We start from the raw sequence: 24,581 nt of genomic DNA on the forward strand, positions 1-24,581 counted from the left end.
TCAATACGTTCTTTATATTACATGAAGCATTTATCACAATCATTTTCTGTCAAGTTTGAATACCAGATTTATTTTACTGCCGGTATTTTCAACAAGACCAATACGCTTTTTAATGATTTTTTACTCAACTCTGCTACATCGTTATCAACCCGTAAAATATTCTTCGTTGTAGATAAAGGTGTTACTGATGCACACCCTAACCTGATACAGAACATTCAGGATTATTTTTCGCTTTATAATAAAGTTCAACTTGTACAGGACATTTTGGTTGTACCAGGCGGCGAAACTGCCAAAAATGATCTACTTTATTTTAACCAGGTTGTTGAAGCTGTTAATGCTTATGGCATCGACAGACACTCCTACATAGCTGCCATTGGTGGCGGGGCTGTGCTTGATATGGTAGGCTACGCTGCAGCTGTTTCGCACCGCGGCATTAAACACATACGTATCCCAACAACGGTGTTGTCTCAAAATGATTCTGGAATAGGTGTCAAAAACGGGATCAATTTTTTCTCTAAGAAAAACTTCCTGGGAACTTTTGTTCCGCCAACAGTAGTGTTTAACGACGAACAGTTTTTGGAAACCCTAACTGATCGTGATTGGCGTTCCGGGATATCTGAAGCCGTAAAGGTTGCTTTGTTAAAAGATGCCGACTTTTTTACGTGGATAGAGCAGAACACCACAGCCCTGGTTAAGCGGGATATGAATACCATGAACCATTTGATATGGAAATGTGCCCAGCTCCATATGGAGCATATAGCAGGCGCAGACCCTTTTGAAAGTGGCTCCTCCCGCCCTCTTGATTTTGGACACTGGAGCGCGCATAAACTGGAGTATCTGAGTAATTTTGAAGTGCGTCATGGCGAGGCGGTAGCTATGGGCATAGCACTCGATACAATTTATTCCAATCTATCGGGTCGTATATCTGAGCAGGAAAGCGATAGGGTAATTCAAACCTTGCAGAATCTTGGTTTTGAGGTTTCACATCATTTGCTTCAGGTTGATGGCAACAACAGCCCCATCCTGGCAGGTATTGAAGAGTTTCGTGAGCATTTGGGAGGCCAGTTAACCATCATGTTGCTAAACGGTATTGGTGAAGGTGAAGAAGTGCATGAAATTGATACAGAAATATTAAAACAGGCCGCTAAAAAACTTGAAGAAATACACCGGCTTAAACTGCAATAATTAATATCATATGAAACTTACAGCAGGGCATTTAACCTATTGTACCAATATATATGCCGGCGAATCCTGGGCCGAACATTTTGATGCGCTTCAACAAAGCTTTCCGGATATAAAAAAACAATTATCACCAAATGCCCCAATGGGTATCGGGCTTCGCCTATCTAACAAAGCAAGTTTAGAGATATTACAGGGCGATAATCTGGTAAAGTTTAAACATTGGCTACAGCTTAACGATGGCTATGTATTCACCATGAATGGCTTCCCTTACGGCAGTTTTCATAACTCGATAGTAAAAGATCAGGTTCATGCTCCTGATTGGACAACTACCGATCGCACAGATTACACCATCAGGCTTTTCAATATCTTGGCTCAGTTATTACCTGAAGGTATGGCAGGCGGTATCTCAACCTCTCCTTTAAGCTATAAATATTGGTTCAAGACAGCAACAGAGCTTGAAGCTGCCAAAACTGAAGCCACCAAACACATACTAAAAGTAGCAGCAGAATTGTATAGGATTAAAGCTCAAACAGGTATTACTTTACATTTGGATATAGAACCCGAACCTGATGGAATACTTGAAACTGGCGAAGAATTTATCAATTGGTTTGAAGAAATTTTATTGCCTTTGGGAATCAACTTTTTTAATAATAAATTTCAGTTACCAATTGATGTAGCCCGGCAAATTATTAAAGATCATATAAATTTATGTTATGATGTTTGCCATTTTGCCATAGGATACGAACCGCATGAACTTATTATAAACGAGCTTGCTCAGAAAGGCATAAAAGTGGGCAAAATACAGATAAGCGCGGCATTAAAAGCTACTTTCGATAATTTGGCAAATGATAAACAGTTGATATTGGCAGAATTTAAAAAGTTTAATGAACCCACCTATCTGCATCAGGTTATCGCAAGATTTAAAGATGGAAAGTTATTACGATATGCTGATCTCCCGGATGCATTAGCTGCTACCGATGATTCGGCAGAGTGGAGGGCACATTTTCATGTACCTGTTTTTTTAGAAAACTTTGGTCTGCTGCAATCAACCCAAACCGATATTGTTAAAGTATTGGCACTACAGGCTCAAACACTTTTTACCAACCATCTCGAAGTAGAAACCTATACATGGGGAGTGTTGCCCGATGCTCTGAAAATTCCGCTTACCCAATCCATTATACGGGAAATGGAATGGGTTAAAAATAAATTAATAAACTAACCACGATGATGCATAAAACCGTTGTTATTGATATTGTAGGGTTATCAGCTTCTTTAATTGGTGAGCATACACCGTTTTTAAAAAAGTATATCTCCAGTAATAAACTTACTACTATTGAGCCTCTCTTACCAGCCGTCACCACATCTGTTCAATCGGCCTATCTTACCGGGAAATACCCATCGGCAAATGGGATTGTCGGAAATGGTTGGTATGACCGCGTAGATAGTGAGGTTAAGTTCTGGAAACAATCGAACAAGCTGATAAGCGGAGAAAAAATATGGGATAAGGCAAAAAAGGCAGATCCTTCTTTTACCTCATCAATGATGTTTTGGTGGTACAATATGTACTCAACTGCAGATTATTCTGTAACACCACGACCAAACTATTTGGCTGATGGCAGGAAAATGCCTGATTGCTACTCCCACCCTGCCGCATTGCGTGATATGCTTCAGGAGAAATTAGGACAATTCCCACTTTTTCAATTTTGGGGACCTGGTGCAAATATCAAATCAAGTAAATGGATAGCTGATGCATCCATGTACACGGATGATCTTCATGACCCTACCCTTACGCTGATCTATCTTCCGCATTTAGATTACTGCCTTCAAAAGTTTGGGCCAGATGAATCAAAAATAGCTAACGAGCTTAAAGAAATTGACACGTTGGCTGAAGAGCTGGTAGCTTTTTATGAAAAGAAAAATGCTCGCGTTATACTGCTGTCTGAGTATGGCATTGCGCCGGTAAACAATCCTATACATTTAAATCGTTTGTTTCGCCAGCATAACTTGTTACAAATACGTGTTGAACGCGGATTGGAACTCCTTGATCCGGGCGCATCCAAGGCTTTTGTTGTCGCGGATCACCAGATAGCCCATGTTTATATTAATGATGTCACTGTAACCGAACAGGTAAAAGCGCTGTTAAAAACAGTACCTGGCGTTGAACTGGTGCTTGACCGTAATGATCAAGCGGCCTATCATATTGACCATGAGCGGGCTGGCGACTTGGTTTTGATGGCCGATGAAAACAGCTGGTTTACCTATTATTTTTGGTTGGATGACGCCAAGGCTCCTGATTATGCCCGTGTAGTTGATATACATAAAAAACCAGGGTATGACCCTGTAGAAATGTTTATGACCTCAAAGGCGCGTGCAGGTTATAAATTACTCCGAAAAAAAGCCGGACTCAGGTATGTTATGGATGTGATTCCGCTGGATGCTACCTTAATTAAAGGCTCGCACGGACGGGTTGGTGTTGCCGAAAAATATAAGCCTGTAATAATAACAAAAGCTCCGGTTGCACAAAAGAATATTGCCCCGGTTGATATTTTTGATATTATATGGCAACATTTAACCGATTAGAACAACTCTATTTCAGGAACTTAAACTCAGCTGTAATAAAACGGCTGTTGGATATATCAGGAATTTGAACCAAAATCCTACATTTGCCCCCTTTAAAAAACAACTATGGAAAATTTTCAAAAATTAAAAGAAGTGATTGCAGCTGCTGAGGTTGACGCAGCAAGCTTTTATGAAAAAGGCAACAAAGCAGCCGGAACTCGTCTGCGTAACGCTATGCAACAATTAAAAGTATTAGCTACAGATATCCGTAAAGAGGTTACCGAGAAAAAGAACGCATAATCAAAAGCGATTAAAGCTCATTAAAGGAAAGCCCTGCTAAAATTTAGCCGGGCTTTTGCATTTATTTCATGTTTGTCGCAACAGCACCCTATTATTGACGCGTTTGCATACCATACTTCTATACACCAAATGCTAAATTTGATATATGAAAGTTGTACGTGTTCAATATACCACCCGCCCGGAGTTTGCTCCCATTAATCAGCAAAATATTGCAGCCATAGTAGCTGAGCTTAAAATACTTAACCACCCTGGAATTAAGTATACTGCCTGGTTGCTGCCCGATGGTAAAACCTTTATGCATTTTGATCAATTGGAAAGCGAGGATGCACACCAGGTATTACAGCAACTTGCATCATTTAAAAAGTTTGCTGAGGAGCTATGGGCAAGCAATTTGGAGGTTGAGCCAAATTTAGAATTACTATCGCTGGTGTCTTCAACGGAAAGCTATTTTTAAATTATACTTACTAATTTAATATACCCAAAGCCTTTAAGGTGGTTTTAAAGACTTTGGGTTGAAAGTATGATCATTTAAATATACTGCCCTGGTAACCTTCAACTGCACGTTGCGGAGCACGGTCAATATATATTTGCCTGTCCTGGGGTGCCCAGGTTGCCAAACCATCCACGTACCGGTTAAACATACAAAATGCAGCTGCTATTAAAACGGTATCATGAATCTCAACTTCAGAAGCCCCTTCATTCTTTGCCTTTTCTATCTGATCTGCTGTTACCGATTTACCACCTTTTTGTACACTCCTGGCTATAGTCAACAATGCTTTCATCTTTGGCGAAACATCAGCCGAAACCGATGGATCATTTTTAATAGCATCTATTTGGTTTATATCACACCCCAGATAGTACCCCGCTATGGCACCATGAACATTTTGGCAAAAAAAACAATCGTTTAAATAGGATGTATAAGTAGCTATCAGCTCACGTTCACCGCGGGTTAAAGTATTATTATCATCACGTAATAAAACCTCGGCCAGGGCATTTAAGGGTTTTTCTGTTTCAGGCCGGTAAGCCATTGGCCCGCGTATACCTGGCAAATCGTTATTTAAATTAATATGTGCCATAATTTATGCATTAACTGGGTTTACCGGTAATGAATATCCTTGTATCATGCGCTTCCCCATATCTTTATACGCTTCGGGATCTGTTGGGGTAAAGCTTGCCAAACCATCTACATAACGATTGAACATACAAAATGCCGCCGCTATTAGTACAGTATCATGTATTTCTTTGTCTGTAGCACCAAGTTCTTTGGCCGCTATAACATCTGCTTCTTTTACGTGCTTACCCAATATTTGTACTTTGCCTGCTATATTCAGCAAAGCCTTCATTTTATCGCTGATATTGGCATGTTCCATATCATTTAATACATCGTCAACAACAGTATCATTCTCCGGAAACAAGCACCTTGCAGCGGCTGCATGACTATTTGTACAAAAAAAACAATCGTTCCTGTTTGACACGTAAGCCGCTATTAATTCCCGGTTCGCCTGTGAAAGGGGCGAATCCCCTCGTAATAAAACTTCTGCCAGATCATAAAGATATTTTCCTGTTTCGGGTCTGAACATTACCAGCGACCTTATTCCAGGTACGCCTTCAGGTACATTGATGTGTGCCATATAATAGTTTTTATTTTAATGATTATCTGATAAAATTCCAGCTTCGTTAAGAGGTTCGATCGTGGTTTTGTCTTTTATAAACAACAACACAATAAAACCAATAACAAACACCAGCGAAAAAATGAATATGGCATTGCCATATCCTCCTAAGGTGGTAACCAATACCCCTATAAACAAAACTGCAGATGCAGTGAATAATCGCCCAACGTTAAAACAAAAGCCAGTTGCGGTAGCCCTGATACCAGTACCAAACAATTGCGGAATATATGCCGACAGCACCCCCTGGCTGGCTCCAAAAAACAGAGCTATAATAGCTATCTCTACATAAATAACCGGCGAAAAAGAACTGTTTGTTTTAAAAAGAATAAACGATAACCCGGCACAAACAGCAAAGCAAAGCAGCATTGAACGCCTTAAACCTAATAGTTTAACAAGCCAGCCGGAGAAAAAGCCACCTGTTAACCCTCCCATGCCTAAAAACATCATACTTAAGCCACGTTGTTTAGGTGCATCCACCGTAAAAAGGCTTTGTATCCAGGTTGGCAACCACGAAAATATGGCCCATAAGCCGATAAGCATAGTACCGAACATTATTGAACCAACAATTAATTCCCTACGGTTTGCCGGTGAGAATAATGAATTGCTTGAACTGTCGATGCTCTTCTGTTTTTTATGATTTTTCCATACTTCCGATTCACTGATAATGATTGCCCCAAGTATGGCAAACGTTATAGGGATAATGCCAATTAAAAAACCTTCGCGCCATGACGACATGATGTAATTAATAGCACCCGCAGAAAATATACCCACCGGAAAAGCAATGGATAAGATTCCCGTAAATACTGCTTTACTTTTATTGGGCCATACCTCACTGATAAGAGTAAAAGAAATAACTAACTCACCCCCTACCCCAAACCCGCTCATGAACCGGCATAACACAACACCTGTCCATTGTGGCATCATACCGGTTAATATGGTAAATACCCCATAACAAGCCACTGCGTAAACAAAGGCTTTTTTACGTCCGATTTTATCGCTGACAACTCCCCAGATAAATCCACCTGCCGCCCATCCAAAAATGAATATGGCGTTGATGTAACCGCTTATGGCGTTTACTTGTTCGGGTGGCAGCTCTCCCTGAAGCTCCTTTATCACTACAGGCAAATACACCGACATCAGTGTAGATACTGCACCACCCAAAACACTGCTTATAAAGCATATGATAAAAAGCATAGCCAGATCGGCTGTGCTTGTTTTTGAAATTGATGTTTCCATCGGCTGTTGAATTGTTATACTGCTCATATCTCAATTATTTTAAAGGGCTGTCAAATACTAAGGCTACATAATAAATTGCGCCTACAGCTGGTGAGCCATAAGCCTGTGATATATGTTTGTTAAAAATATTGCTCCCACCAATTTTAATAGTTGTATTGGCACGAGGAAGCTTTTTGTTTATCTGCGCATCAACCATTGAATATGCCTGGATGCGTCCCGGTCTTACACCATTAAATGTTCCATACCAATCAAAAGCATTTTGCCAATGCCAGGCTACATTAAAACCAAAATCATTAACCACATTAGGATTTCCGAAGGTTGTATTGGTACCCCATTTAGGAGTATTGAACTGTGCTATATTATTGATATCGGCTGTACCAAGATTAAATAGCGACAATGTAGCATTGCCACCTAACACATAGCCACGACTAAGCAAAAATGTTAAACCCGCGCTTGCTCCCTGTGCCGATACTTTATCACTTGCATTTGTGTACAGCTGAAAGGCGCTAACGGTACGATTAGCAACTTCGGCAGCTGCCACTGGGTTTACCTTACCATCGGCGCCTAAAACCGGGTTTGTAGGCCTCAACACTACGGTGTTTAAAATAAAATCAGTGTACTTGCTATAGTAATAGTTTACATCAACCAATATTTTATCATTGATAAGGCCTTTATAGCCTACCTCAAACGCCTTTTGTTGTTCTGGCTTAATATACGCAACCTTTGCTTTTACAAGCAGATCCTTATTTGCAAGTACTGCCTGCTGTGGTGTTGAGCCAGCAGCAATTGCAGCTCCAACAGCCGGCCCAAATGCATTAACTGAGGCGGCCGTAAACGAATTTTCATACACGTTTAAACCCGCGCTGTTATTTGGTGCTCCTCCTAATATGGTGATTGGCCCTACATTAAGGTGAATAAACTGATCAACAGGTGTTGGGTTACGGAAACCGGTTTGATATGATGCCCTAAAATTATGCACTCCGTTTACAGTATACACTCCCGAAAAACGTGGAGTAAAACTGCCTTTAAAATTCTCATTCTTATCGTACCTGAGGGATGCAGTTAATTTCAGTTTATCATCAAACAACTTTTTAGCGGCTTGTACAAAGCTGCCGTATTCATTAATAGTTATTCGTTTGTCTTTATCATCAAACAAACTACCATTGGTAAACATGCTGTATCTGCGAAAGCTGCCGCCCGCCAGTAATTCAAATACTTTTGTCAGGGTTGAAAAATCATACTGACCATCTGCATGATAAAATTTACTGTTACTGTAAACCCCTGCCCCGCTTAAACCATAGTTATGGATTGATGCATCCTTAGCCTGATCAAAAGCGGTGGTACCGGGTAGAAAGCGCCCCTCGTCGGCAAATGATCTGGCAGTTGTATTGTTGCCTCCCGTTACACCGCTTATGGTACCATTAAATGCGGCAGCATATCGGGTAAACCAAGTATCATCTGCCTGGGCTGGCGAAACTGTATTGCCACTCAAATCCTTTACCCAATCACGATTGATGAATTGAGCAAGGGAACGGGTATTGTATGAATCATGAGAGTTTTCACCAACAGTATATCCACGTACGAAGAAATTACTACCCTTTAATTCAATCCGGTGAGTTTGTAAAACAAAATTATTGAGGTCAAAACGGCTGCTACCCGTATAGCTTGCTGTACCACGACCATAATTATATTGGTATATACCTTCTAAATTGTTGGTAAAACGATAATGTAACGCTCCATTTAATTTAAGGCTGTACACACCGTAATTCATCAGATCCTTCTCCTCGTAGCCTGTACGTGATACCACGCCAATGCCAGGAAGATTCCGAGATACTTCATCACCATAAATATTAAGTGCATCACGAGCAGGGTTGTTTAGGCCATGTTGAGAAGCCGGTACCGATGTACTTACATCTGTATAATCATTGGCGTACCAGTCTGTACCACGCAGGTATGATGCATTTATTTTTAAGGCCAACCGATCATTAAAAGCTTTGGCATATCGCAGAGCAAAATCGTACAAAGGTTTAGGATCAGCAAAGCTTTCACCTAAATGATTAATCCCGGTTTTAACCTGAACCGATAAACCCTGATATTTAAATGGATCTTTTGTGTGCAGGTACAATAACCCATTAAACGCAACCGGGCCATATAGCGCAGATGCCGCACCTGGAATTACCTCTGCCGATTCAATATCAAGGTCAGATGCTCCAAACAGGTTACCTACAGAAAAATTCAATCCGGGTGTTTGATTATCAACGCCATCCACCAGTTGTAGAAACCTTGAGTTACCTGTTGAGTTAAAACCGCGGGTGTTTATTTGTTTGTAAGTTATACTGCTGGTTACGGCCTCCACCCCTTTTAAACTCTGTAAACCATCATAAAAGGTAAATGATGGATTTTCCTTGATCTGCTTCAAGGTTAATTTCTCAATACTCACCGGCGATTGCAGTATGCTTTGATTAACTCTTGTTGCTGCCGAAACAACCTCATTAAGCTGCGTGGTTGTAGCTTGTAATGAAACGTTAACAGTTTGATTTGCATTGTTTACAGCCACTTCCTGTTTGTCGTACCCAACACCTGTTACAACTAATATAAAAGGCAACTTGATTTTAGTTAACGACAGCGTAAATTCACCACTTGAATTTGTAGTTGTACCTGTCAATTTATCTTTAACATTTACACTTGCCCCACCCACTGGTTCATTATTTGACTTGACCGTTCCGGATATTTTTATTTTTTCCTGCGCAAATAAGCGCACACATGATAATAGTAATATGATAAGTAGTATTTTCCTCATTGTGAATATAATTGGGGGAATCACAAAGGCATGGCATAGGCATTGCTCATTTTATAAATAAGCAGTTGCTTAACCGTACCGGTATGGTAGTTTTAGGTTTGTAATAATTAAACAGTTTTCTTCAAATGATCATAGCCCTGTGGCAGACGGGTATAACCGTGATTAACCAATCTTTCTGCCAGTACATCATAATATCCTGCCTGAGCGGGCAATGCTGTACCAAGCCCATCCACATAACGATTGTAAAGGCAAAATAATCCGGCAATTAAAACCGTATCATGTATCTCTAAATCGGTTGCTCCAGCTTGTTTGGCACGATCAATAGTATCAGGTGTAACGCTTTTACCACTTTCGCGAGTTAATGAAGCTATAGTTAACAGCGCTTTCATTTTTTCGCTTACAGGTGCGGTTTCAATGTTCTTTTTAACCATTTCGGCCGTTTCACTTTCTCCGGCTAATACATTTGCAGCGGCGGTGTGGGCAGTGGTGCAAAAAGTACACTCGTTCCCTGATGATACAACAGTGGCTATCAGCTCGCGCTCGGCTTCTGTTAATGATGATGGCCCCCGCAGTAATAATTGGGTAAGATGGCGTATGGGTTCTGCAGTGTTTTTACTATATTCTAACAACCCGGTAATACCAGGCAAATGATCTTCAAGTGTAATAAAAGGCATAAATAAAATATCATGAAATGATTAATAATGAAGCACTTCTCGTGCTACCGAACAAATCAATCCGGAGCTTGAAAATTAAATCAACATGAAATAATAATGAGTAAGCAGCTTCTGTTAGTTAAACGATGTTGCCTTGATGATCGGGAGGTTGAATAGGTTTTGAAAGGTAAGTATGGAGTATTTGAGGAGTGGTTTTACAAAATACAGTATTAAAAGGTATTTCAGGAACGCTTATTTTATAGTCAAATGAAGAATAATTATAATCTGGGGCTATTTCAGATTTCTTCATTACCGGCACATGATTCTTTTTATTAAGTGGCTGGTCACTGATTTCTTTGCCCATTATCACCTTTTCACTTACGAGTCTTGTTTTTTCATGATTAGCGATACACTTTACATACATCGTATCGCGGGTCATTTTCATAGCTACGTAGTTGTAACTGTTACCACTAACTTCAATGTGTCCGCATATGTTTTGGTATTCCAACTGTTCCTCTACATAAGGCATACGTACAGGTATTTTCAACTCAACAAGCTCTGATGATTTATATAAGCCTTTGCTTATTTGTTCATTAGCAATGCTATCTGATTGCTTAATAAAATATTGAAACAATAGCATGTAGCCCCCCATGTTAAACACGAGCACCAATAGCATTGCTATCGCAGATATTTTTTTCAAATATGGGTTTACTTAAGGTTGTCATAAAATTATAATTTTAATACTAAAAACCAAATGCTTATAAACAAAAAAGCTGGTTCCAATTATAATCTTATAACTATTTCCTTAAGTATTTTTGGATCCCTTCTACATCTTGGGTATTTCAGGGCCGCTGTAAGGATGTTCAAGCGCATGTATGATCTGCAGCAACCGGTGTTGAGCATTCTCGTTCCTGGGGTCTACTCTGATCATTTCTAAGTTTCTTTTTACAGCCTCTTTAACTTCATATTGAGTGGTAGCTCTGTCTATACGAAGCTTTTCAGGCAAATTTGCCGTTTCAAAATACGCGATCAACTCCTGTTCTGTCATTTTACAAAAATAGTAAACCCGGTTAATACGTCAACTTTAAGTCCCGAATACTTTATATGTTCATTTTTTTCAATTCACTTACAGCATGATCGGCCGCCCTTGCAGTAAAGGCCATATAAGTTAATGAAGGATTTACACAAGATGCGGAAACCATGAATGATCCATCGGTTATGAAAACATTTGGAGCGTCCCAAACCTGGTTCCACTTATTGAGCACTGATGTTTTAGGATCATGTCCCATTCTGGCAGAGCCCATTTCGTGTATGGCTCCTATATTTTTACGCTGCTCAAAGCTTTTTATATGTTTCATTCCGGATCTTTCCAGCATCTCTTTAGCATCGGCCTCCATGTCAATCTCCATTTTGCGTTCATTCTCTTTTAAGCCAATATCAACATTAAGCGTATTTAGCCCCCACTTATCTTTAACCTGTTTGTTGATGCTTATCCTGTTTTCGCGATAAGGCAATACTTCACCGAAACTTACTATTGACATTGACCAGTTCCCAGGCTCTGTAAGTGCATCTTTCAGATCAGCACCAATACTAATTTCAGGTATTTCCCTGCTCCAGGTTTCCCGGCCCGCTCCTCCCTGATAACCAAATCCGCGTAAATAATCGCGCCGGTCACCAAATATGTTTCTGTAACGAGGGATATATATGCCATTTGCTCTACGGCCGAATGTGTATTTATCTTCATAACCCTCCATAATACCGGAAGCTCCACCACCTACGTGATGATCCATAATATTGTACCCCAACTGTCCGCTGCTGCTGCCTAAGCCCTCCGGCCAGATGTCAGTGGCAGAATGCATCAGGATCCATGCGCTGTTAAAGGTGCTGGCGTTTAAGAAAATGATCTTTGCGTTATAGGTGTATGTTTTATTATTTTCTGCATCAAGCACTTCAACGCCGGTCGCTTTTTTAGTATCCTTATTATATAACACTCTGGTAACTATTGACCACGGCCTAACTGTTAAATTTTTTGTAGCCATTGCAGCCGGCAATGTTGATGATTGTGTACTGAAATACCCTCCAAACGGGCAGCCAAGAATACACTTGTTACGATACTGGCAGTTTGTGCGGCCATGCATAGGAACAGTTATATTGGCAGTACGGCCAATGATCATGGCCCGTTTACCGCCAAATTGCTTTTTGATACGGGCGGCTACATCTTTTTCTACGCAATTCATTTCCATAGGTGGTTGAAACTGTCCATCAGGAAGTTGGGGTAGTCCCTCCAATGAACCACTGATACCAGCAAACTTCTCGGCGTGGTCATACCAAGGTGCAATTTCTTTATAACGTACCGGCCAATCAATCGCTATACCCTCTTTAGCGTTAGCTTCAAAATCATAATCACTCCAGCGATAACTTTGTCGTCCCCACATTAATGAACGCCCTCCTACATGATAACCCCTGCGCCAGTTGTAAGGTTGAACTTGTGTGTAAGGGTTTTCAGTTTCATTAACCCAGAAATCTATATTTGATTCATTTAAACCACCAGCTTTATATAATACAGGGTAATCTTTAATCTTAGCCTGAATAACAGCATCACGATGTGGAAATTCCCATGGAGCCTTGGTTGCTGTTTTATAACCGGTAATATGTTCAATGTTTTCGCCTCTTTCTAACATCAATACTTTGAGACCTTTTTCAGTTAATTCTTTCGCGGCCCAACCACCCGAAATTCCAGAGCCAACAACTATTGCATCATAAGTGTAGTTATCCATAGTGTAGTTATAATAGGTAGATAGATTTATTACAAACCCAAAATAGTATTTTTCCGATTACCCGCCTAATTCATAAAAAACACAATGAGAATCAATTTGGTTTGCAGATCCTAAAATGCTGATGTTATCAATCAAAGCAATAGCTTTATAAATAACTACATTACAAATATTTACAAATTCATCATTAACAAATAAACACCCCGCTATGGTAACACGAATGTTGTTTATAAATTAACATTTGTAACATTCTTTTTATCTGACTTATAAATAGCTTGAAGTTATTGTTAGTGTTTTACACGGTAAATTATTGATCTGAGCATTAACCTCATCTTATATGTCATCATAAGAGTAGTTCCATATCATGGCCGCAGTCGCTCATTTATCTTTGGAGTTCAACACATGATTACTTTAACAATACCAGTCACAAATAATTAAGAAAATCTTATCTTGTAACAAGTTAAATGATAACCGTGTATGCACGAAAACCTACTGCTTTGTTTAGGCTTGATCCTGAGCGTTTCGTTCCTGGTTCTTATTGCCCGAAAGTTGTCAATTCCGTATCCCATATTTCTGGTTATTGCAGGGCTTGCCTTTGGTTTTATTCCGAAAATCCCAAGTGTACACATAGATCCCAACCTCGTTTTCTTAATCATACTTCCACCAGTTTTATTTGACGCTGCCCAAAATACATCGTGTAAGGCTCTATGGAAATGGCGGCGCATCATTAGTGTAATGGCATTAGGCTATGTGCTGCTTACGGCAACTGTTGTTGCCTTTGTTTCTTGCTGGCTTATACCGGGATTTACGCTCCCGCAAGGCTTTTTGTTAGGTGCTATCATATCTCCACCTGATGCAGCCGCTGCTACATCTGTTCTGCAACGCATCAGGCTGCCTAAAGGGCTTGTATCCATACTTGAGGGCGAAAGCCTGCTTAATGATGCTACAAGCCTTACCGTTTTCAGGTTTGCGCTTGCAGCGATTATTACCAATAATTTTGTGTGGTACAATGCAGTAGGTAACTTCATACTTGTTTGCGTTTCGGGAATTATTATCGGCCTATTTTTTGGCTTGTTATTTTATGCTTTTTACAAGTGGTTACCCACTACGGCAAATCTGGATATAGCCCTTTCATTTGTATTGCCTTATCTCATCTATTTAAGCGCCGAAGCTGTTCATTCATCTGGTGTATTGGCAATAGTTAGTGGTGGCGTATTTATTTCCTATCAAAATCATTTTATCTTCTCACATAGCAGTCGCCTCAAAGCCAACGCAGTTTGGCCAGCCATAACCTTTATTCTGAATGCCGTTATATTTTTTCTGATCGGGCTGCAACTTCCTGATATTATGGCTGGAATAAAAAGCCTGCCAATTTCACATGCACTCCAAATTGCATTAATTATCTCTTTTATTATTATTGCGGTAAGATTGCTCTCTGGTTATATATCATCCATTTTCACCTCCTTTATCAGCCGTTATATTACGGTAGCTGTTAGCCATCCTGGCTGGAGAAATCCTTTGATCATCAGCTGGACAGGTATGCGCGGTGTTGTTTCCCTGGCCTCAGCACTTGCAATTCCGCTTCTACTTCCGGGTGGGCGACCTTTTCCCTATCGCGACCTTATCTTATTTATTACTTATGTAGTTATCATTGTAACTCTTGTGGGCCAGGGCCTTGCCTTGCCTTGGGTTATCAGAATTTTCAAACCTGAAACTATCCTCGGATCTAAAGAAGATAGCCAACAGTGGATAGAAATAGATCATCACTTGTTATCAGCAGCAATTACCGAACTTAATTTAAAATACGCCACCGAGTTGAAAGAAAACGGCATACTCAAAAACAGAATGGAACTATTAACTTTTAAAGTTGAAATTTACAAGAGTCTTGGTGATGATAAGAAAAAACGAGAAGATGCCTTAGCTATAATCAAAAGTTTCAAAAGGATAATGATGTTGGTAACTGAACACGAACGAAAACAACTGCGACTTTTTAGGCACCAGCCAGATTTTGATGATGATATTATCCGTCTTATGGAAAGACGGCTTGATCTGGAGGAAGAACGATTAGAAGATGGTATTGAAACAATTTAAAAATAAGCTAAAACTGCATTGCCGGGTTTAAAAATATTCACTAACATTAGCCAACCAACTGATCATCAAAACTTAAGCGTTTACAAATGAATATTTTTTGAGCTAATTAGCTTTAAACTTTATACAAACCGCATGAAAAAGCATATTCAGTATTTGGCTTTTACTTTAATCTGGCTGGCATCTTTATTTATTCCACTTTTTAGTATTGCCCAAAAAACTCAGGATACTTCCGTTAAGCCCGCGACTAACAATCAGCCCGTTATAGTTGCTCTTACACCGGTAGTTGCCAAAATCCCGCATGTAATCAAAATACAAACGGTATATGCGAGCGAGGAAGAACAACAGAATGAAAAAATGTACAGACGAACAACCGCATTTCCGGGTAATACGTTACGCTTTACTATTTCAAATCCTGATGCCTTTTTGAGAGCCAAACCTACAGATAGGGCCCGGGTTGTGATTTATGCTAATGGGGTTGAACTTAATGGCATATGTAATAGTTGGTACAGGAACTTAACACGGGTAGATATCAACAATGGCCAGCTACCTGCATTGGGCTCCACAGCATCAATTGATATTACATTATCGCGAAACGATACTACTCAGGCTGCATGGAATTTCTTTTATAGCGGTGGCAGGCATTTTTGGTCTAATTATGCGGATATAGATGCCTCTATAGGCTGGGAAGGTATGAGTGCCCTTGAACGTGATTCTTCATTACGCGCCATCCGCATTGTATATTACCAGCAATGGATATTTTGGGGCTGGCTTGGATTATATGCTATAATTTTAATATTCTTTTTACAGATCGCCCGTAAATCAGATGCTCTGAAGGAGCGTCCGGATGGCCCATATAGTTTATCATATACTCAATTGTTATTTTGGACAGGGCTTATTATTGGCGGCTTTATTTATACGATGGTACTTACCGATGTTACTAATAGTTTAAACACTTCAATTTTACTTATACTGGGGATCAGTATAGGTACAACCGGAAGCGCTTCGGCTATTGATACCGCATTTAATCAGAAAAAACCTCCTACCGATAAGCGTAGTGTATCATTTTTTTATGATATCCTTAGCGATGGTAACTCCTACAGTATTCCACGCATACAGACCTTTGCATGGAACTTGGTTTTGGGTTTATATTTTATAGTGTACACCATAGTACATAAAACAATGCCCTTGTTTTCAGATACCCTTTTATTTCTGGCTGGTTTCAGTTCAGTATCCTATCTGGGTGCCAAATTGCCCGAAAACATCAATGCAAAAAACATGACACCGGTACGGACAGTAAAGCCCATTAATAAAAAAAATACGGATGCAGATGAGCCAGAAAAATAAGTAATAAACAAAGCAGTTTAAAAAGCGCTAAGCTGATGAAATTACAGTAGGTATATAAATTAAACCCTGGCAATACCTTCTACAGTTAATTATGGCAAGTAAAAAACTTCCTTCAGCTGCACACTTACCGGCGAATTATCTGAATTGCTTTCCATTACACTGGCCATATAAGCCCACCACCTTTGCATAATTGCATTAGTTGGTAATTTATCAAGTATAGCTTTATCAGTGATAGTTAAAAAGCCGATAAGATCATTTGTCCCCTCATCTAAAAATATAGAATAATCGCTTATTCCGTTATTTTTGAGTAGAGCTATTAATTCAGGCCATATCTCGTCATGGCGCTTTTTATATTCCTGCTCAAAGCCAGGAAATAACTTCATCTTAAAGGCTACACGATCCATAAGGAAATAAATAATACTGAGGTAATTGGTTAATATGCGGTTAGTTTCAAACTCATTTATCTTAAACAATCCCATAAATTAAGCTTAGTTTTTCAAATAACCATCCTGTAGTGTCATGTGTAAGCCAAATTTAGTTATCTGCCTAAGCTATATTTATTATTAAAATAAAACCATAAGCACTTAGCCATAGTTATCAATTACAAAAACATAACATATACTTTTAATTATCATGAGTAAACCATACGTTATATGCCACATGATGAGTTCCGTAGATGGCCGGATACTTACCAACCAATGGGGACGAGTAAAAGGGATAAGCAGTTATGAAGAAACCGGCAGCACACATAAAGCTGATGCATGGATGTGCGGTCGCGTAACTATGGAAACTGATTTCGCCAGTAATAAGCCGCTGAACCTAAAAGAAATAGATTACACTATTGATAAAACCGATTATGTAGCTGATGAAGATGCATCATCTTTCGCTATTGCGATAGATAAAGATGGAAAACTTCATTGGGAAAAACCGGTCATAGATCAGGATCATCTTATTTTGGTTTTAACTGAAACCGTGCCGCAGAAATATCTGGCCTACCTTCGCGAAATTGGCATCTCCTACATTTTTGCCGGAAAATCTGAAATCGACTTTAAGCTTGCATTAGAAAAATTGGCTGCATTATTCCCGATTAAAAAACTATTATTGGAAGGTGGTGGTCATTTGAATGGTTCTTTGCTTAATGAAGGTTTAATTGATGAACTCAGCTTTTTGCATGTACCTGTAGCCGACGGAACTATGGGCACTCCTACTTTATTTGAAGTAAGCAAAAATCTAAAGAAAAAAACTGCCAGCCATCTCAAACTAATAGAAGTAAAACAACTTGACAATGATATTTTATGGCTTAGGTATAAAGTTTTATAAATAAACTGCAAACATCAACGAGATACAGTGAAATAATTCAATTTTTCCTATATATCCTCAGCATTTAAACAGAAAATCATCATTTTAACCTATAAAAACATTTTATTATGCAAAAATTTCATGACTGGCGAATAAACACTACATGATTTTACTATCTTAAAGGCCATCAGATAATTAACTATTATGAAGAAAACCCTTACCTTAAGTTTACTTGCATTTTCATCTTTTACTTTTGCTCAGCAAAAAACAATTAGTGGTTACTCCCCGACTGCAGCAGCAGGACAGTTAAAAACAGAACAGTCGTTTGATGCTTCATTAAGCGCGCAACGCATAGGCGAAACCATAAAAGAACTATCAGCATTTCCTCACAATATCGGATCGCCTGGTAGTAAAGCTGTTGCTGAAAAAATTCTGGCTAAATATAAAAGCTATGGCCTTGATGCTTATCTGGAAACTTACCAGGTACTTTTCCCCACACCCAAAACACGATTACTTGAATTAACCGGCTCCTCAAAATATACTGCATTATTAAAAGAACCTGCCTTAAAAGAAGACGCAACATCGAGCCAGGCTAATCAATTACCAACGTACAATGCATGGAGCGCGGATGGCGATGTAACCGGCGAATTGGTGTTTGTTAACTATGGCTTACCGGACGATTATGAAAAATTGGCCACAATGGGCATTGATGTTAAAGGGAAAATAGTTATTGCTAAATACGGCCATTCCTGGCGTGGTATTAAGCCAAAAGTAGCCTACGAACATGGCGCCATTGGCTGTATCATTTATTCGGACCCGGCCGATGACGGATACACTGCGGGAGATGTATATCCGCAAGGAGCTTTCAAGGGCGAGTTTGGTGTGCAGCGCGGTTCAGTAATGGATATGGTAATATATCCGGGCGATCCGCTTACTCCGGGCGCAGGAGCTACAAAAAATGCTAAAAGACTGGATAGGAATGATGCTCCAACTATATTGAAAATACCTGTATTGCCAATTAGCTATCATGATGCTAAGCCTTTATTGGCGGCATTAAGCGGCCCTGTTGTACCTAAGGGTTGGGCTGGTTCATTGCCCTTAACTTATCATACCGGGCCTGGTAAGGCAACGGTTCACCTTAAGCTGGCCTTTAACTGGGATATAGTAACCGCTTATGATGTAATAGCAAAGATCAAAGGATCCACTTATCCTGACGAATGGGTTTTAAGGGGTAACCACCATGATGCATGGGTAAATGGTGCCGGCGATCCTATAAGCGGCCAGGCTGCTATGCTTGAGGAAGCAAAAGCACTGGGTCAATTACTTAAATCAGGCTGGAAACCCAAACGTTCTATTGTATATTGTTCATGGGATGGCGAAGAACCCGGTTTGTTAGGTTCTACAGAATTTGCGGAAGAGCATGAGAAAGAACTACAGCAAAAAGCGGTTGTTTATATTAATTCTGATGGTAACGGACGCGGTTTTTTAGGAGCAGGTGGTTCGCAAGCATTGGAAGGCTTTACTGATGAAATAACCCAAAACGTAATTGATCCGCAAACTAATGTGAGTGTTTTTGATCGTAAAAGGGCCTTTTCATTGATAAACGCGAAATCAACAAAAGATAAAAAAGAGATCATAGAGCGTAAGGGCGAGCGCCTGGAAGCACTGGGTTCAGGATCTGACTTTTCATCATTTTTACAACATTTAGGGATACCTACCCTTGATTTCGGTTTTGGTGGCGAAGATGCTGGCGGTGAATACCATTCCATCTACGACTCTTTTGATGATTACAAACGCTTTAAAGACCCTGATTTTAAATATGGAGTAGCCCTATCGAAAACTGCAGGGCATGCCGTTTTGCGTATGGCTGATGCAGAAATACTTCCGTTTGATTTCCGTACGTTACAGGCAACAATCGGAAGATACACAACTGAACTTATTGAATTGGTAAAAACCACCCGTGAAAATACAACGATTGAAAATCAGTTAATAAAAGCCAATGATTATACCTTAGCAGCAGACCCAACAAAGAAATTTATTGTTCCTGAAGTTAAAACAGATGTACCCGAAATTGATTTTAAACCATTAACCAGCGCGCTTGATTCTTTAAAGAAAAGTGCTGATAAATTAGCTGATAAGCAATCTGCCGACATGCTTAAAGATGGCAAGCATGATAAATTAAACAAATTGTTCTACCAGGCCGAACAACAACTACTTTCTACAGATGGATTGCCGCGTCGTGGATGGTACAAGCACACCATTTATGCTCCCGGCTTTTATACCGGTTATGGTGTAAAAACACTTCCAGGTATCCGTGAAGCTATTGAGCAACGTAATTGGACCGAAGCTCAGGCGCAAATATTGGTAGTTGCCGGACGAATAAATGCATTAGCAGCATACTTAAACTCGCCAATTGACTAAGGAATAACCGATCATTAGAAAACATCGCCAGGTTTACAATTTAAGTGTAACCTGGCGATGTTTATAATATTTTAAAGCTATCGCTTTATTGTATCAGGCTTATTTATAAGCGGCATCATTCCACCTAATCTCGTTGCGGAATTGATCAATACGGGTATCTTTCCCAATTCTCAATAATTCTATCCCTGCCATATCAGCAAAATCCTGCAAATGCTCAGCAGTAAGGTTTTGGCTGTAGGCTGTATGATGCGCCCCGCCTGCATATATCCAGGCTGCACAACCTGTTTTCATATCGGGATAAGGTTTCCATAACACCCTGGCAACTGGCAACTTAGGCAGATCATTAACAGTTTCAACAGCTTCAACCTCATTAACAATAAACCTAAAACGGTTGCCCATATCTACAATAGCACCATTAAGAGCCGGGCCACTGGCAACATTAAATACCAAACGTGCCGGATCTGACTTGCCGCCTATACCTAAAGGATGCACCTCTAAAGATGCTTTACCATCGGCAAGCGAGGCATCTACTTCAAGCATATGCGAGCCCAGGACCAATGCGTTATTGGGGTCAAAATGATAGGTATAATCTTCCATAAAGGCATTGCCTCCTTTTAAGCCTGCGCCCATTACTTTGAATGCACGTACCAGCGCTGCCGTTTTCCAATCACCCTCACCTGCAAATCCGTATCCCTCAGCCATCAATCGTTGCGAAGCAATTCCCGGCAGCTGTGTCATACCGTGCAAGTCTTCAAATGTGTCTGAAAAACCCTTAAAACCGCCATCCTTTAAAAACTTACGCATACCCAACTCAATTTTGGCAGCTTCAAAAACTGACGAATGCCTTGCACCTCCCTTTTTCAAATCCGCAGCCATAGTGTAAGTGGCCTCATATTCATCAATCAAGGTATTAACTTCAGTATCGCTTATCGCGTTGATGACAGCCACCAGGTCGCCTATTCCGTAAGAATTTACAGAGAAACCGAATTTTAACTCTGCCTCTACCTTATCTCCGTCGGTAACGGCAACAAAACGCATATTGTCACCAAAACGGGCAAATTTAGCGCCCTGCCAATCGTACCAGCCCGCAGCAGCCCGGGTCCAGGTTTCTATCTGGTTTAACACCTCTGGGTCTTGCCAATGGCCAACCACTACTTTACGATTAATACGCATACGGGAAACCATAAAACCAAACTCCCTGTCGCCATGGGCGCTTTGGTTAAGGTTCATGAAATCCATATCAATAGAACTCCAAGGTATATCACGATTATATTGGGTATGCAGATGCAGTATAGGTTTTTTCAGGATGCTTAACCCTCGGATCCACATTTTAGCAGGCGAAAAGGTATGCATCCATGTAATAATACCTATGCAGTTTTCCGCAATATTGGCCTGTTGCAGCGTATTATAAATTTCTTCAGTACTTTTAACAACAGGTTTATAAATAATACGCACAGGAATCTGCGCCGCATTACCTAAACCCGATGAAATCTGCTGTGAATGCTCGGCTACTTTTTTTAATGTTTCTTCGCCATACAGATCTTGACTGCCTGTAATGAACCAAACCTCAAATGTTTTTAAATCTATCATGTATAATAATTATTGATTTATTGAATTAGTGTATTATTGATTTCTTCATACCAGCAACTATTGTCCATAGTAAGAATCGGGCCCATGCTTACGCTCATAATGCTTTTTGATCAGTGAATCTTTTAACCGGGGAGCGTTATTATTAATTTGTTCTGTAAGGCAGGCCATTTGGGCTACAGCTTCTAAAACGGCGCTATTGTAAACAGCTTTTTCGGCAGTTTTACCCCAGGTAAAAGGTGCATGATTACCTACCAGCACCATTTCAACCTCCCGGTAATCAATCCCTTTTTCTTTAAAACAATTTATGATCTGGAAGCCAGTTTGATATTCATAATCGCCCGATATTGATTTGTCGTCCATCGGAGGTGCGCAGGGAATATCAGCAGTTAAATGATCGGCATGTGTGGTACCAAAAATTGGTATACAACGAAGCGACTGGGCCCAGGCAGTAGCATACATAGAATGTGTATGTACTATTCCATTAATATGTTGCCAATTTTTATACAGTACTGCGTGAGTCAACGTATCTGACGATGGACGAAGCTCTCCCTCAATAATATTACCATTAAAATCCACCACCACCATTTTTTCCGGAGAAAGAACATCATAAGGTACACCACTGGGTTTAATAGCAAATACTCCCAAGTCTCTGTCGGCAGCACTCACGTTACCAAAGGTGAATAACACAAGTCCTAATTTGGGCAACTGCATATTAGCTTCATATGCAGTTTGTTTGATATGTTGATACTTGCTCATTTTACTATGCGTTTTGAAGTTCTGTTGTCGTACTCTTTGTCACCTGCGCCGCAACATATTCACCCAGGTTTTTATACTGCAGATAACGTTTTTGGTAAATATCTTTCAGATCTTTATTGGGGTGATATTCTTCGTCAAACCCACGGCCCATGGCTGCCATAGCATCTTCAACGGTTGGATAAATTCCCGCTACAACTGCAGCAAACATGGCCGCACCCAAAGCACAAGTATGTTTAAACTGGTGAATACGGATAGGCATACCCAATACATCAGCCATCATTTGCATCACGAACGGCGATTTTTTGGCCACTCCCCCTATCCCAATAATACCTTTTACCGGTATCCCTTCACTGATAAAACGATCTACAATGCTTTTAGCACCAAAACAGGTAGCCTCGGCCAGGGCTCTGAAAACACGTGGTGCATCGCTGCCTAAATTAAGACCTGTGATAGCTCCTTTTAGCTCCTGGTTGGCATCCGGTGTACGGCGACCGTTGAACCAATCTACTGCCAACTCATTCACCTCGTTAACAGGGATCAGTGCAGCCTGACGGCTTAACTCGGGGATTATCAGTTCAGCCATCTCTGCCTTCAACGCCTTTGCTGTTGCAGCATCAATTACTTTTGATTGTGAAAATAAATTATTTAAAGGCCATGACACTATATTTTTAAACCATGCGTAGGTATCGCCAAATGCAGATTGCCCGGCCTCTAAACCTATCATTCCCGGAATTACGGATCCATTTACCTGCCCGCAAATACCACGAACAAGCTTATCTTGCATACCAACAGCGGGTGCCACCAGAATATCGCAGGTTGATGTACCCATTACCTTGCTCAAATGATAAGGTTCAATTTGACCGCCAACAGCTCCCATGTGCGCGTCAAAGGCACCGGTACCAACCATCACACCTGTGTGTAAGCCCAATCGCAGTGCCCATTCAGCACTTAATGTTCCGGCTGCCACATCGGCGGTATAGGTTTCTTGATATAGTTTATCTGTAAAACCCTTTAACAAAGGATCAAGTGAGGCAAAAAAATCATCTGGAGGTAATCCGCCAAACTCTTCGGCCCATAAAGCTTTATGTCCTGCAGAGCATCGGCCCCGCTTCATTTTTGTAATATCATTGCCGCTTGTAAGCAGAAAGGGTATCCAATCGCAATGTTCTACCCAAGATGCTGCAGCATTCCGCACATTTTCATCAACTCTTAAAACATGTAACAGCTTAGCCCAAAACCATTCGGAAGAATATATACCACCAACATATTGAAGATAATTCACATCAAACAACGCGGCATGCGCATTCATCTGAGCGGCCTCTTTGATTGCTGTGTGGTCTTTCCACAACACGAACATAGCGTTTGGATTATTCTCAAAACCATGTGTTAATGCTAACGGAATGCCTTTTTCATTAACCGCAACAGGGGTTGAACCAGTAGTATCAACAGATATTCCTTTAATTGATTTTGAGATTAACTCCCCTCCTGCTTTTGCAATGCAATCCTTAATAGTGGTTTCAAGGCCATCTATATAATCCTGCGGATGCTGCCTGAATTGGTTTAAACCCGGGTCGCAAAACAAGCCATCGCGCCAACGGGGATACTCATATACCGAAGAGGCAATTTCTTCGCCATTTAAGGCATTAACAATAACGGATCGTACAGAATCTGATCCATAATCGATTCCAATAACTAATTGGTCACTGCTCATAAAATTTATAATTGATTGTCAAAATAACACTTAATTTTTCATAAAAAAAAGATGTCAGATGTTTTTTTAAAATCTTATCTACATGAAAACAATAGCTTATTATCAATGATTAACTGCACTAATTTAATCAACATCTTAGGTATAAGTTGAGTTTAAACATCAATGTTATAAACGTTTAAAAAACATTTATAACAT

The 24,581-nt window shown here is 40.2% G+C and carries 21 protein-coding genes; 9 read left to right on the forward strand and 12 right to left on the reverse strand.

Going from position 1 to position 24,581, the window contains the following annotated elements; translation table 11 throughout:
- Window positions 1-3: 3 nt before the first annotated feature.
- The 5 genes from QWZ01_RS08390 (at window position 4) to QWZ01_RS08410 (ending at window position 4,495) form a co-directional block, all read left to right on the forward strand.
- A complete protein-coding gene (locus QWZ01_RS08390; RefSeq protein ID WP_290324597.1) occupies window positions 4-1,185 on the forward strand; it encodes a 3-dehydroquinate synthase in 1,182 nt (393 codons plus the stop codon).
- Window positions 1,186-1,195: 10 nt separating this feature from the next.
- Window positions 1,196-2,401, forward strand: coding sequence for a metabolite traffic protein EboE (eboE, locus tag QWZ01_RS08395; protein WP_290322852.1), 1,206 nt, complete (start codon window positions 1,196-1,198; stop codon window positions 2,399-2,401).
- A 5-nt stretch (window positions 2,402-2,406) separates the two neighbouring features.
- Complete coding sequence (locus QWZ01_RS08400) at window positions 2,407-3,762, forward strand: alkaline phosphatase family protein (protein ID WP_290322853.1); 1,356 nt, start codon at window positions 2,407-2,409, stop codon at window positions 3,760-3,762.
- A gap of 105 nt (window positions 3,763-3,867) precedes the next feature.
- A complete protein-coding gene (locus tag QWZ01_RS08405) occupies window positions 3,868-4,041 on the forward strand; it encodes a BF3379 family histone-like protein (protein WP_290322854.1) in 174 nt (57 codons plus the stop codon).
- A 145-nt stretch (window positions 4,042-4,186) separates the two neighbouring features.
- Window positions 4,187-4,495, forward strand: a complete 309-nt coding sequence (locus QWZ01_RS08410) for a hypothetical protein (protein WP_290322855.1) — start codon at window positions 4,187-4,189, stop codon at window positions 4,493-4,495.
- Between the two features lie 70 nt (window positions 4,496-4,565).
- Here QWZ01_RS08410 and QWZ01_RS08415 read toward each other — a convergent pair whose 3' ends face one another.
- From QWZ01_RS08415 to QWZ01_RS08450, 8 genes are all read right to left on the reverse strand, one after another.
- On the reverse strand, window positions 4,566-5,117 hold the full coding sequence (locus QWZ01_RS08415; protein WP_290322856.1) for a carboxymuconolactone decarboxylase family protein: 552 nt from the start codon (window positions 5,115-5,117) through the stop codon (window positions 4,566-4,568).
- A gap of 3 nt (window positions 5,118-5,120) precedes the next feature.
- Window positions 5,121-5,672: a carboxymuconolactone decarboxylase family protein gene (locus tag QWZ01_RS08420; protein WP_290322857.1), complete on the reverse strand. Its 552-nt coding sequence runs from the start codon at window positions 5,670-5,672 to the stop codon at window positions 5,121-5,123.
- 15 nt (window positions 5,673-5,687) lie between these two features.
- Window positions 5,688-6,974 (reverse strand): MFS transporter, encoded by a 1,287-nt coding sequence (locus tag QWZ01_RS08425; RefSeq protein WP_290322858.1) that lies wholly within the window; start codon window positions 6,972-6,974, stop codon window positions 5,688-5,690.
- 7 nt (window positions 6,975-6,981) lie between these two features.
- Complete coding sequence (locus QWZ01_RS08430) at window positions 6,982-9,747, reverse strand: TonB-dependent receptor (RefSeq protein WP_290322859.1); 2,766 nt, start codon at window positions 9,745-9,747, stop codon at window positions 6,982-6,984.
- 107 nt (window positions 9,748-9,854) lie between these two features.
- Complete coding sequence (locus QWZ01_RS08435) at window positions 9,855-10,421, reverse strand: carboxymuconolactone decarboxylase family protein (protein ID WP_290322860.1); 567 nt, start codon at window positions 10,419-10,421, stop codon at window positions 9,855-9,857.
- A gap of 118 nt (window positions 10,422-10,539) precedes the next feature.
- Window positions 10,540-11,100: a hypothetical protein gene (locus QWZ01_RS08440; RefSeq protein ID WP_290322861.1), complete on the reverse strand. Its 561-nt coding sequence runs from the start codon at window positions 11,098-11,100 to the stop codon at window positions 10,540-10,542.
- Window positions 11,101-11,226: 126 nt separating this feature from the next.
- A complete protein-coding gene (locus QWZ01_RS08445) occupies window positions 11,227-11,448 on the reverse strand; it encodes a DUF6965 family protein (protein ID WP_290322862.1) in 222 nt (73 codons plus the stop codon).
- A 52-nt stretch (window positions 11,449-11,500) separates the two neighbouring features.
- Window positions 11,501-13,177 carry a GMC oxidoreductase gene (locus tag QWZ01_RS08450; protein WP_290322863.1) on the reverse strand — a complete coding sequence of 559 codons (1,677 nt, stop codon included), beginning with the start codon at window positions 13,175-13,177 and terminating at the stop codon, window positions 11,501-11,503.
- A 474-nt stretch (window positions 13,178-13,651) separates the two neighbouring features.
- Here QWZ01_RS08450 and QWZ01_RS08455 point away from each other — a divergent pair, with 474 nt between their 5' ends.
- On the forward strand, window positions 13,652-15,265 hold the full coding sequence (locus QWZ01_RS08455) for a Na+/H+ antiporter (RefSeq protein ID WP_290322864.1): 1,614 nt from the start codon (window positions 13,652-13,654) through the stop codon (window positions 15,263-15,265).
- Between the two features lie 132 nt (window positions 15,266-15,397).
- Window positions 15,398-16,609: a hypothetical protein gene (locus QWZ01_RS08460; protein WP_290322865.1), complete on the forward strand. Its 1,212-nt coding sequence runs from the start codon at window positions 15,398-15,400 to the stop codon at window positions 16,607-16,609.
- An 89-nt stretch (window positions 16,610-16,698) separates the two neighbouring features.
- Here the strand turns inward: QWZ01_RS08460 and rhaM are convergent, their stop codons facing one another.
- A complete protein-coding gene (gene rhaM / locus QWZ01_RS08465; RefSeq protein ID WP_290322866.1) occupies window positions 16,699-17,088 on the reverse strand; it encodes an L-rhamnose mutarotase in 390 nt (129 codons plus the stop codon).
- Between the two features lie 154 nt (window positions 17,089-17,242).
- Between rhaM and QWZ01_RS08470 the strand changes: the two genes are divergently transcribed.
- Together QWZ01_RS08470 and QWZ01_RS08475 are read left to right on the forward strand one after the other, a co-directional pair.
- Entirely contained in the window at window positions 17,243-17,929 is a 687-nt protein-coding gene (locus tag QWZ01_RS08470) for a RibD family protein (protein WP_290322867.1), read from the forward strand.
- A 183-nt stretch (window positions 17,930-18,112) separates the two neighbouring features.
- Window positions 18,113-20,329 (forward strand): M28 family metallopeptidase, encoded by a 2,217-nt coding sequence (locus QWZ01_RS08475; protein ID WP_290322868.1) that lies wholly within the window; start codon window positions 18,113-18,115, stop codon window positions 20,327-20,329.
- A gap of 99 nt (window positions 20,330-20,428) precedes the next feature.
- Here the strand turns inward: QWZ01_RS08475 and araA are convergent, their stop codons facing one another.
- From araA to QWZ01_RS08490, 3 genes are read right to left on the reverse strand one after another with little or no spacing between them, the layout of a single operon-like run.
- Window positions 20,429-21,919: an L-arabinose isomerase gene (gene araA, locus QWZ01_RS08480; protein WP_290322869.1), complete on the reverse strand. Its 1,491-nt coding sequence runs from the start codon at window positions 21,917-21,919 to the stop codon at window positions 20,429-20,431.
- Window positions 21,920-21,976: 57 nt separating this feature from the next.
- Window positions 21,977-22,675, reverse strand: a complete 699-nt coding sequence (locus tag QWZ01_RS08485) for an L-ribulose-5-phosphate 4-epimerase (protein WP_290322870.1) — start codon at window positions 22,673-22,675, stop codon at window positions 21,977-21,979.
- Between the two features lie 4 nt (window positions 22,676-22,679).
- The gene (locus QWZ01_RS08490) at window positions 22,680-24,386 is read right to left on the reverse strand and encodes a ribulokinase (protein ID WP_290322871.1); all 1,707 of its coding nucleotides are present in this window, start codon (window positions 24,384-24,386) and stop codon (window positions 22,680-22,682) included.
- Between the last annotated feature and the right edge of the window lie 195 nt (window positions 24,387-24,581).

It is taken from the genome of Mucilaginibacter aquaedulcis (assembly GCF_030409325.1).
GTDB lineage: Bacteria > Bacteroidota > Bacteroidia > Sphingobacteriales > Sphingobacteriaceae > Mucilaginibacter > Mucilaginibacter aquaedulcis.